Raw genomic sequence first — 9,037 nt, forward strand, 5'->3', positions numbered from 1 at the left:
CTGGTGCCGCTCTCGTCAGCGCTGGTCGCCGGAGCCGTCCTCGGGTGCCAGGAGTACCGCTATACGGCTGCTGTGGGCCACGGCGTCGCTGACTCGCGGGTGGACGAGCGCTTCGAGAGATCCGCGGTGGTGAGGGCTGAGGATCAGCAGGTCGGCCTGCCATTCCGCGGCGGCGGACGAGATGGTGGTGGCGATCTGAGTCGTCAGCGCGCCGACGACGGTGCCGTCCGCCCCGACGCCCGCGTCACGCAGCCCGGCGACCGCCTCGTCGAGGATGGCCTTGGCTTCCGAGTCGTCCTCCAGGGAGACCACGGCGGCCATCGTCGCCGTGGAGGGAGCGATGTGCAGAACACGGACCTTGGCACCGGTCAGCCGGGCCATGTCACCCGCCAGGCGGATCACGGAGTGGCGGGCCGGGCTGGGATCAACCGCGACGAGAATGCGCTGAAACATTGCTTCCATCCTTTTGCTGGTGCGTTCCTTGTGAGGTGCGTACGTGGTTGAGGTGCGTGCGTGGTGAGGTGCAGGTGCCTCGGCGGTGCGGGAGGCGTCAGGCCCCCGGGCCGTGGACCATGGGGCCGGCGGCGGCGTCGAAGGCGTGGGTCACCTCGGGGGAGGTGCCTTCTACGAGCAGCTTCCGCGCCTCTTCCTCGAAACGGCGGTCGTTCGCCGTGAGCCGGCCCCGGTGCTGGGCCAGGTGCTCCGACCACGAGGCGACCAGATAGTTCTCGATGAACCGTTCGGGGTCGCCGCCGTCCTGGAAGAGCCCCCAGGTCACGGCTCCGGTACGGCGCCGGGAACGGGCCACGTGCCGCATACGGTCGGTGAAGGCGGCCCGGTCCGCCGGGGCGACCCGGTAGGTGACGGAGACGAGCACCGGTCCGTCCCGCGGCCCGGGTTCGAACACCAGGGGCGGTACGGGCCAGTGGGCGGAGGGGCTGGGATCGACGCCGTCCGTGTGGTGCAAGGGCCACCAGCGCACGCTCAGGGCACTGCCCACCAGGAGCCCGGCGCCGGTCAGCAGGGCGGGGGTCAGCCCCACGCCGTCGACCAGCGCCCCCCACAAAGGCGCGGTCAGCGCCTGCCCGCCCTGGAAGACCACGAGGTAGATCGCGAGACCCCGGCCCCTGACCCAGCCGGGCAGCCGCTGCTGGACAGCGGCGTTGAGGGTGGACAGGACGCCGATCCAGGCCAGACCCGCGGGCAGCAGGGCAGCCACCGCGAGCCAGGGGGTGCGCGTGAGGGCCAGCACCGCCAGCGTCACGGCGAAGACCGCCGCCCCGGCCGCGAGGGTGCCGTTGGCTCCCAGTTTCCGCCGGATCACGGGCAGGGCGAAGGCGCCGCCCACCGCGCCGACGCCGACGACGCCGAGCAGGAGCCCGTACCCGCCCGAGCCCAGTCCCAGGGAACGGCTCGCCACCAGGGGAAGAAGCGACCACAGGGCGGCTCCACCCGGGATGAACAGGGCCGTGCGCAGCAGGACCCGGCGCACGCCGGGGGCGTGCCAGACGTAGCGGCGGCCGGCCTGCACGGCGGCCAGGAGTCCCTCGCCGCGGGCCACGGGCTGTCGCGTGGCGGGCCGCCGCCACAGCAGCAGGACCGACGCGATGCCCAGGTAGGACAGGGCGTTGAAGGCGAATACCCAGCCCGCGCCGGCCGCCGCCACCACCGCGCCGCCGAGGGCCGGGCCCACGGCGCGGGCCAGGTTCATGTTCACGGCCCCCAGCGCCGCCGCCTGCCCCAGCTGCACGCGCTCCACCAGCTCGGGCTGGATCGCCTGCCAGGCCGGGCCCATCAGCGCGGTGCCGCAGCCGAGCAGGAAGGTGAGACCGAGGAGGGCGCCCGGGGTGAGAGCACCCTGGAACGCGAGCACCGTCAGCGCGGTGGAGACGGCGAGCATGGCGAACTGGGCGACCAGGAGCACCCCGCGCCGGTCGTAGCGGTCGGCCAGCACACCGGAGGGCAGCGCGAGCAGGACGACGGGGAGGCTGGAGGCGGTCTGCACCAGCGTCACCAGCGCGGCGCCGTGCCCGACGAGCAGCCACTGGGCGCCGACCGTCTGCATCCAGGTGCCCGTGTTGGAGACCAGTTGCGCGATCCACAGCGCGCGGAAGACACGCGCCGCGAGGGGCGCCCAGGCCGAGTCGTGCGAGAGCCTCATGCGGCAGGCCTGGTCCAGTCGGGGTCGGCGGCCGACAGGCGGTGGGCGGCCACCGAGGTGACGGCGAGCAGCAGCAGGGCGAGGACCAGGATGGGGAGGAGGTCGACGTGTTCCAGGAGCAGGGCTCCCACCAGGGCGCCGAGGAACATGGCGAGGACGGAGAGGATGCGCCGGCCGGGCCGGGGGGTCGGCCCGCCGGCCGGGGAGGAGTCCGCGGCCAGCCCGGTCAGGGTGAGGGTCAGCACGGTGGTCGTCAGGTCCGGCACCCCGAGCCGTCGCGCCACCGCGTTCTGCATGCCCATGGCGATGCCGAGCAGCACGATCAGGGTGTAGCGGGCCGGACCGGTCACCTCGCCGTGCGTGAGGAGCAGTGTGCCCACCGTGCCGGCGACCAGTACGGCCTGCAGGGCGGTCGTCGCGGTCAGCAGCCGGCCGCGGTGTGCGGCGAACCGGGTGCCGAACCGCCCTCCCGCCAGCGCCCCGACGAGGAAGGACACCATCGAGACGAGGGACGCGGGTACGGACAGGCCGGGCGCGCCTGCCAGGGCGAAGCCCAGGAAGACCACGTTGCCGGTCATGTTGGCGACGAAGACCCGCCCGAGCGCCAGATAGCTCACGGCATCGATGAGGCCGGTCACCACCGTCAGCACCAGCATCAGCGGCGGCAGGGGACCGTGCCGGTCGCCCTTCGGCGGCACGAGTGTGTGGGCGGCGTCAGTCAGCAGCCTGCGCATGCCGCGTCCCTTCTTTCGTCGTCCCGCTCCCGGTGGCGGGCTCGTTCAGCACGATCCGGGTGATCAGTCCGCTGCCCGGGCCGATGACGATCGCCGCGAGGGAGACCCACAGCGGCCACGGGACCGGCCCGAGGAGGTGGTCGAGGGACCAGTGGCCAGGGCCGGTCAGGGCCAGGGCCGCGGCGGCGGTGACGAGGACCAGCGGGTACTCGTAGCCGTCGTTCTGGACCCACAGCCCCTTGTGCCACTTGACGGTGCCGGCCACGGTCATCACGCCCATGGCGGCCATGGCCGCCAGCGGGGTGAGGAGCCCGGCCGCCAGGAACAGGCCGGCACCGATCTGGCTGCCGCCCGCGGCGAGCGCGGTGAGCCTGCCGCCGCGGAAGCCGTCCCGGCGGAACTCCTCGGTTCCGCCGGCCAGGCCGTTGCCGCCCAGCCGGTAACTGACCTTCTGCACTCCGTGCCCGGCGATGAGCAGTCCCACCACCAGCCGGAGCACCAGCAATCCGCTGTTCATAGCGATGTGTCCGCCTGTTCCTGACGTCCGTTGTCGATCTTTTGGACCGGGTCAGCCCGCGGCGTGCTCGCCGATGACCGTCTGGGCGTAGACGACGCCGAGACCGTAGGTGCCGCCGTTCTCCTTCACGACGTCCATGACCGGCAGGTACGTCTCCGTACGCGCCCAGTCACGCTGGAGCTCCAGCAGCACCTGCACCCAGGTCACCGGCACCACGCCGGCCTGGACCATCCGCTGCACGGCGTGCTCGTGGGCCTGCGGGCTGACGCCGCCGGACGCGTCGGTGACGACGTACACCTCGTAGCCCTGGGCGAGCGCCGACAGCGCGGGCAGCACCACGCAGACCTCGGTCCACAGACCGGCGATGACGAGCTTCTTGCGGCCGGTGGCCTTGACGGCCTCGACGAAGGCCTCGTCCTCCCAGGCGTTCATCGTGGTGCGGTCGACGATCGTCTGACCGGGGAAGACGTCCGCGAGCTGCGGCATGAGCGGGCCCGAGAAGGACTCGGCGGCCACGGTGCTCAGGACCACGGGAACGTCGAAGACCTTGGCGGCCTTCGCCAGACCGACGGTCGCGTTGATGATCGCGGTGCGGTCGCCGCTGCCCGTGCCGAAGAACATCTGCGGCTGGTGGTCCACGAACAGTACCGCGCAGTTGTCGGGAGTCAGCAGGTCCGGGCTGGGAGCCGCGGTGACGTTGGCGATGTCGACCATGAGTATGCCTTTCATCAAAGGGTGTCGGTCGCGGACGGCCGTCCGCGACGCGGGAGGGAAGATCTCGGGGCCAGGCGGTGGCGATGCGCCCGGCTCGGAGCGAGAAGCAGGGTCAGAGCGAGAAGCAGGGGTCGAAGACCGGGCTGTCGGTCTCGGGTACGAGGCCGCGGCGGGCGCGCCACTGGCGGTGCAGCTCCGACTCGGCGGCGGCCTCGCCGAGGAGTTCGGCCTGGCGGACTCCCGGCCTGGCCTGTGCCGGGCTCGCCTGGTAGCCGCCGAAGTGCGCCACCGGGCTCCACTCGGGGGTCACGGGCGGCAGCAGTTCGTCGATGCCCTCGTACTCGCCGGCGGCGTACACGATCCGGCCGCCGACGACCGTCACCAGCGCCTCGATGTGCGGGATGCCGGCATCGGGCACCGTGAAGTAGTCCTCCGACAGCACGGTGAGGTCGCCGAGGTAACCCGGGCGCAGGACGCCCTTGCGGTCCTGCTCGCCGGTGAGCGCGGCACCGGCCGTGGTGAACATCTCCAGCGCCGTCTCCCGGTCGACCCGGTTGTGCGGCGGGTGGATGGTCAGGTCGCCGACCGTCCGGCCGGTGACCAGCCAGTGCAGCGCGACCCACGGGTTGTACGAGGAGACGCGGGTGGCGTCGGTGCCGGCGCCCACGGTCAGGCCCCGGCCCAGCATGGCGCGGATCGGCGGCGCGTCGGCGGCGGCCCCGATCCCGTAGCGGCGGACGAACGCCTCGCCCTGGAAGGACAGCCGGTTCTGCACCGACATGGCCCCGCCGAGGGCGACGATACGGTCGAGGCTGTCGGCCGACACGGTCTCCGCGTGGTCGAACAGCCACCGGTTGCCGCCCGGGAAGAGGCCTTCCGCGGCGAGCTTCTCGAACACGGCCAGGTCGCGGCGGATGGTCTCGTCGTAGGTGGCGTGCAGCCGGAACCCCCAGCCGTTCTCCATGAGGAGACGCACCGCCTTCTCGAACTCCACCTCGTAGTCGGGGGCGTGTTCGGGGCGCGGCTCGGCGAAGTTCTCGAAGTCCGCCGCCGCCCAGGTGAGGTTCTCGCCGGCGCCGTTGAGGCGGAGCCATTCGTCGCCGTCCTCGGGGCGGACCATGCCGATCCAGCGGGTGAGGTCGTCGATCTCCTGGCCCGCGGTCTGCGGGAACAGGTGGTAGGCGATGCGCAGGGACAGCTCGCCTTCCCTGGCCAGCTGCGTGACCGTCTCGTAGTTGTCGGGGAAGTTCTGGAACCCGCCGGCCGCGTCGATGGCGGAGGTGAGCCCGAACCGGTTCAGCTCCCGCAGGAAGTGACGCGTGGACGTCTTCCTGTGCTCCTCGTCCAGCACCGGCGCCTTGGCCAGCGTCGAGTAGAGGATCAGGGCGCTCGGCGCCGCCAGCAGCATGCCCGTGGGTTCTCCGTCACGGCCGCGCATGATCTGGCCACCCCGCGGATCGGGGGTGTGCCTGTCGTAGCCCACCGCCTTCAGAGCCGCCCGGTTGAGGATCGCGGACTGGTACAGGTGCAGGACGAAGACCGGGGTGTCCGGTGCGGCGGCGTTCAGTTCGGCGACGGTGGGCAGCCGCCGTTCGGCGAACTGATCGGCCGACCAGCCGCCCACCACCCGCACCCACTGGCCCTTGGGCGTGCGGCCCGCCTGCTCGCGCAGCATGGCCAGGCCCTGGCGCAGCGAGCGGACGCCGTCCCAGCGCAGTTCCAGTACGTAGTTGAGGCCGCCGCGGATCACGTGCAGATGAGCGTCGTTGAGACCGGGGATCATCCGCCGGCCCAGCGCGTCCACCACCCTCGTGGCCGGCCCGACCTGGTCGGCCACGTCCTTGTCACCGCCGACGGTGGTGATGACACCGTCGCGGATGGCGATCGCCTCGGCCTGCGGGAGGCGGGGATCACCGGTGTGGATCTTGGCGTTGCGGACGACGAGGTCCGCCGCGTCGTCGGTGGCGCGGGGAATCAGCCCGCCGACCGGCATCGTGGACACCTTTCGACAACCTCCTGCGGGACGAACAAGGTGGGATCTGGGTCAAGGTCGCGCGCTCAAGCCGGAGACGATGCCGGCGAGGTGCACACAGGGCCGTACCGCGGCCGCTTCGCCAGTCACGTTATGCCGGTCCGTCCCGCCCCGTTTTGTGGTGAGCGCACTGCGCTTTGCCTGGTAGCGCACTGTTCCGCCAGGCCGGCGATCCGCGCGTCGGCGATCGGCGCGTCCGCGACCTGTGCGTCCGCGCTCCGTGCGTCCGCGCTCCGTGCGTCCGCGCTCCGTGCGTCCGAGGGCAAGCAGTGGTGCGTTGGGCGGCAAGCGGGGCGACGGAGCCCGGCCTAGCGTGGCGGAGTTCCCCGACAGTTATTCGCGAACGAGGTAACCACGCATGCCGTTCATCACCGTGGGCGAGGAAAACTCCACCATCATCGACCTGTACTACGAGGACCACGGGACCGGGCAGCCGGTCGTCCTCATTCACGGCTTCCCGCTCGACGGTCACTCGTGGGAGCGGCAGAGCGCCGTGCTCCTGGACGCCGGTTACCGTGTGATCACCTACGACCGCCGCGGTTTCGGGCAGTCCAGCCAGCCGACGACCGGCTACGACTACGACACGTTCGCGGCCGACCTGAACACCGTGATGGAGACCCTGGACCTGCGGGACGCCGTTCTCGTCGGGTTCTCGATGGGCACCGGCGAAGTCGCCCGGTACGTGGCCTCCTACGGCTCCGGCCGGGTCGCCAAGGTCGCCTTCCTGGCCTCGCTGGAGCCCTGCCTGCTCAAGAGCGACGACAACCCGGACGGGGTGGCCCCGAAGGAGTTCTTCGACGGTGTCGTCGCGGCCGTCAAGGCGGACCGCTACGCGTACTACACCAGCTTCTACCAGGACTTCTACAACCTCGACGAGAACCTCGGCACGAGGATCAGCGAGGAGGCCGTGCGCAACAGCTGGAACGTCTCCGCGGGCGGCGGCTTCTTCGCGGCGGCCGCCGCGCCCGCGACCTGGTACACGGACTTCCGGGCCGACATCCCCGCCATCGACGTGCCGGCGCTCATCCTGCACGGAACGGGTGACCGCATCCTGCCCGTCGAGGGCACCGCGCGGCCGTTCCACAAGGCGCTGCCGTCCGCGGACTACGTCGAGATCGAAGGCGCCCCGCACGGTCTGCTGTGGACCCACGCCGAGGAGGTCAACGCCGCTCTCCTGTCGTTCCTGCGGAAGTGATCCGGCGTCGCACATCCCGTGTCAACCCGCGCGCCATCGAACCGCGCCGACCATAAGGAATCCGATGACCCAGCATTCCGCCACTCCGACCGTCGAGCGGGTGGACGACCGGCACCGCTACGAGATTCTCGTGGACGGCAAGCGGGCCGGCTTGACGGCATTCCGCGACAGGGGTGAGCAAAGGGTTTTCTTCCACACGGAAGTCGACCCTGCCTTCGCCGGCCAGGGACTGGCAGCGCAACTGGTCCGTGAAGCGCTGACCGATGTGCGCGAGGCGGGCAAGCGCATCGTTCCGGTGTGCCCGTATGTGGCCAAGTACCTGGCGGGACACGAGGGTTTCGAGGACATAACCGACCCGGTGACCCCCGAGGTCCTCCAGTGGCTGGAACGGGAACTGGCCTGATCGCCTGGCCGATCGGAGGCCGCCGGCCACCTCAAGCGAGCGCTCGGCCGGCGGCACCCGGGTCCGGGTGAGGAGTACGGTCGGCGTCGCCGGGCCGCCTTGGGAGGTGTCGAGTTCCGGCAGCCTCCCCGGGCGGCCCGGCGTCCTCGCGCGGTTCCGCCGGGAGCGCGCGGGCCCGCAGCACCGGCGAACTCCCGGGAAGAGCCGCCCCGATGCCCACGTGCCGGACGGCTTTGTCGAGGTCGTACCGGCCGGAGACATACGTCGGGCCGAACGGGAGCTGTACCTCGGCCGCCGGGCCGCCGCCGGTCCGTCGGCGTGACGCCGCAGCGCGCCCGGCGCACCGGGGCCGTACCGGGACGATCCAGTGCGCGCCCGCCCCGCCCCGGACCGGCCCGCCACCAGGTCGGAGCGAACCGGAGGGCGATGGCGCCGCTCGGCGGCCGCACACCCTCCCCGGGAAGCGGAAGCGGAAGCGGTTGCGGACTCCGGACGGAGCCGCCGCCCGACATGCGACATGCGACACGCGATACGCGGGAAAGGCTCTGCGGCGACGGCCGAGCGGCTGATCAGCGCTCTTCACTACCTGGTCACGTCTCCGAGACGGGGTCCGCCTCGGCGGCGCCGGGCCCACCGCTCAGCGCGGCGAGGCGTTCCTCGAACGGGGTGACGTACTCGAAGGAGTCGCGCCGCGGCGATGAGCCGCCGGTCGTCGACCCGGCCATGAGGGCCGCCAGTTCCCCGGCCGCCCGGTCGATCCGCTCGGCCAGCCCCGCGGCGCCCCAGTCCTCGGAGGCGGCGTAGACGCCGGTGGGGACGACGACGGCCTTCAGATAGGCGAACAGGGGACGCAGGGCGTGTTCGAGGACCAGTGAGTGACGGGCGGTGCCGCCGGTGGCCGCGATCAGGACGGGCTTGCCGGTGAGGGCGTTGTCGTCGGTGCCGCTGAGCGCGTCGAAGAAGGACTTGAACAGCCCGCTGTAGGAGGCGGAGAACACCGGGGTGACGACGATCAGGCCGTCGGCCGCGCGCACGGTGTCGAAGGCGGCGGACAGCCCCGGCCCGGGGAAGCCGTTGGTGAAGGTGTGCGCGATCTCCTCGGCCAGGTCGCGGAGTTCGACCACCTGGACATCGGCGGGGGCGGGCTCCGGGGCGGTCGCGGCCGGCGCGGCTACGGTGGCGAGGCGGTCGCCGAGCAGTCGGGTGGAGGACGGGACGCTCAGTCCCGCCGAGACGACGACGAGCCTCATGCGGCGGCCTCCTTGCGTGCGGCGGCGGTGA

General features: G+C 71.9%; 9 protein-coding genes. 2 read left to right on the forward strand and 7 right to left on the reverse strand.

Translation table 11 applies throughout. The features are described 5' to 3' along the window. Positions 1-15 precede the first annotated feature (15 nt). From ABD350_RS20585 to ABD350_RS20610, 6 genes are all read right to left on the reverse strand, one after another. Complete coding sequence (locus ABD350_RS20585; RefSeq protein WP_344349677.1) at positions 16-453, reverse strand: universal stress protein; 438 nt, start codon at positions 451-453, stop codon at positions 16-18. A 97-nt stretch (positions 454-550) separates the two neighbouring features. Further along, complete coding sequence (locus ABD350_RS20590; protein ID WP_344349678.1) at positions 551-2,161, reverse strand: MFS transporter; 1,611 nt, start codon at positions 2,159-2,161, stop codon at positions 551-553. Then, on the reverse strand, positions 2,158-2,895 hold the full coding sequence (locus ABD350_RS20595; protein WP_344349679.1) for a YoaK family protein: 738 nt from the start codon (positions 2,893-2,895) through the stop codon (positions 2,158-2,160). Before ABD350_RS20595 ends, ABD350_RS20590 begins: the two co-directional genes overlap by 4 nt. Further along, the gene (locus ABD350_RS20600; RefSeq protein ID WP_344349680.1) at positions 2,876-3,412 is read right to left on the reverse strand and encodes a DoxX family protein; all 537 of its coding nucleotides are present in this window, start codon (positions 3,410-3,412) and stop codon (positions 2,876-2,878) included. Before ABD350_RS20600 ends, ABD350_RS20595 begins: the two co-directional genes overlap by 20 nt. Positions 3,413-3,463: 51 nt before the next feature. Further along, positions 3,464-4,126, reverse strand: coding sequence for a hydrolase (locus tag ABD350_RS20605; protein ID WP_344349689.1), 663 nt, complete (start codon positions 4,124-4,126; stop codon positions 3,464-3,466). A 112-nt stretch (positions 4,127-4,238) separates the two neighbouring features. Next, complete coding sequence (locus tag ABD350_RS20610; protein WP_344349690.1) at positions 4,239-6,119, reverse strand: amidohydrolase; 1,881 nt, start codon at positions 6,117-6,119, stop codon at positions 4,239-4,241. 397 nt (positions 6,120-6,516) lie between these two features. Here ABD350_RS20610 and ABD350_RS20615 point away from each other — a divergent pair, with 397 nt between their 5' ends. Continuing rightward, on the forward strand, positions 6,517-7,353 hold the full coding sequence (locus ABD350_RS20615; protein ID WP_344349681.1) for an alpha/beta fold hydrolase: 837 nt from the start codon (positions 6,517-6,519) through the stop codon (positions 7,351-7,353). 64 nt (positions 7,354-7,417) lie between these two features. Next, positions 7,418-7,756 (forward strand): GNAT family N-acetyltransferase, encoded by a 339-nt coding sequence (locus ABD350_RS20620; RefSeq protein WP_344349682.1) that lies wholly within the window; start codon positions 7,418-7,420, stop codon positions 7,754-7,756. Between the two features lie 590 nt (positions 7,757-8,346). On the opposite strand, the gene ABD350_RS20625 is transcribed toward ABD350_RS20620, so the two are convergent. Continuing rightward, positions 8,347-9,006: an FMN reductase gene (locus ABD350_RS20625; protein WP_344349683.1), complete on the reverse strand. Its 660-nt coding sequence runs from the start codon at positions 9,004-9,006 to the stop codon at positions 8,347-8,349. Positions 9,007-9,037: the final 31 nt, after the last annotated feature.

The organism is Streptomyces nogalater (assembly GCF_039532885.1).
Classification (GTDB): Bacteria; Actinomycetota; Actinomycetes; order Streptomycetales; family Streptomycetaceae; genus Streptomyces; species Streptomyces nogalater.

What these genes read in the sequence shown, in the direction of transcription:
- ABD350_RS20605 (WP_344349689.1), bottom strand. Translation starts at nt 4,126, where the DNA reads ATGGTCGACATCGCCAACGTCACCGCGGCTCCCAGCCCGGACCTGCTG.
- ABD350_RS20590 (WP_344349678.1), bottom strand. Translation starts at nt 2,161, where the DNA reads ATGAGGCTCTCGCACGACTCGGCCTGGGCGCCCCTCGCGGCGCGTGTC.
- ABD350_RS20620 (WP_344349682.1), top strand. Translation starts at nt 7,418, where the DNA reads ATGACCCAGCATTCCGCCACTCCGACCGTCGAGCGGGTGGACGACCGG.
- ABD350_RS20585 (WP_344349677.1), bottom strand. Translation starts at nt 453, where the DNA reads ATGTTTCAGCGCATTCTCGTCGCGGTTGATCCCAGCCCGGCCCGCCAC.
- ABD350_RS20615 (WP_344349681.1), top strand. Translation starts at nt 6,517, where the DNA reads ATGCCGTTCATCACCGTGGGCGAGGAAAACTCCACCATCATCGACCTG.
- ABD350_RS20595 (WP_344349679.1), bottom strand. Translation starts at nt 2,895, where the DNA reads ATGCGCAGGCTGCTGACTGACGCCGCCCACACACTCGTGCCGCCGAAG.
- ABD350_RS20610 (WP_344349690.1), bottom strand. Translation starts at nt 6,119, where the DNA reads ATGCCGGTCGGCGGGCTGATTCCCCGCGCCACCGACGACGCGGCGGAC.
- ABD350_RS20625 (WP_344349683.1), bottom strand. Translation starts at nt 9,006, where the DNA reads ATGAGGCTCGTCGTCGTCTCGGCGGGACTGAGCGTCCCGTCCTCCACC.
- ABD350_RS20600 (WP_344349680.1), bottom strand. Translation starts at nt 3,412, where the DNA reads ATGAACAGCGGATTGCTGGTGCTCCGGCTGGTGGTGGGACTGCTCATC.